The organism is Geminicoccus flavidas (assembly GCF_009806515.1).
Classification (GTDB): Bacteria; Pseudomonadota; Alphaproteobacteria; order Geminicoccales; family Geminicoccaceae; genus Geminicoccus; species Geminicoccus flavidus.
The window spans coordinates 1-548 of sequence record NZ_WUJP01000205.1; the positions used below are offsets into that span (position 1 = coordinate 1).

Consider the following 548-nt stretch of genomic DNA (forward strand, 5'->3'; position numbering starts at 1 on the left):
ATGATGGCGCTGCGCACGAACAGCACCTGCCAGACTGACAGACCGGCGACCAACAACTTCACGCTGGCATCGTGAACCGAGAACAGGAACCAGGCGAACGCCACGCAGGCCACACCTCCGAAGATCTGGGCACCGCTCCGTTCCGGCCCTGCCTGCTCCATTCCCCATCCGCCATCCAAGGCGCACCGCCGCTTCGCGCCAACCTAGCGGCGGTCGTCGACCCGCCGCGCGCCTGGCTGATGCATGGGCATGAACGGGCTGATCACCGCCCACTGCGCGTCCGTCAGCCAGAACAGGCCCGCCATCGCCCTCTCCCGCGTCCGCCCGTGACCGCCCGTGACCGCCACAGGAGCGCGATCACCCAGCGCACACAAGAACCTGATCGGGTTCAGACCTTAGGCGTAAAACTGACCCGGTTCTGCTGGTTCGTTTCTTCCTTTTCCATCGCCTGAGCGCAGGCGCTACCCGCGTGCAGGAACACGCAGAGCCGGCCATCGCTGCAGGCTCTCAGCTCTGGCTTCCGCATTTCCTCGCATTCATGCCGGCGG

At 65.7% G+C, this 548-nt stretch carries 1 pseudogene; it reads right to left on the reverse strand.

Annotated elements, in window-relative coordinates:
• Positions 1-206: 206 nt before the first annotated feature.
• A pseudogene (locus EQG76_RS32060) lies at positions 207-305 on the reverse strand (IS5/IS1182 family transposase); the annotation flags it as partial.
• Between the last annotated feature and the right edge of the window lie 243 nt (positions 306-548).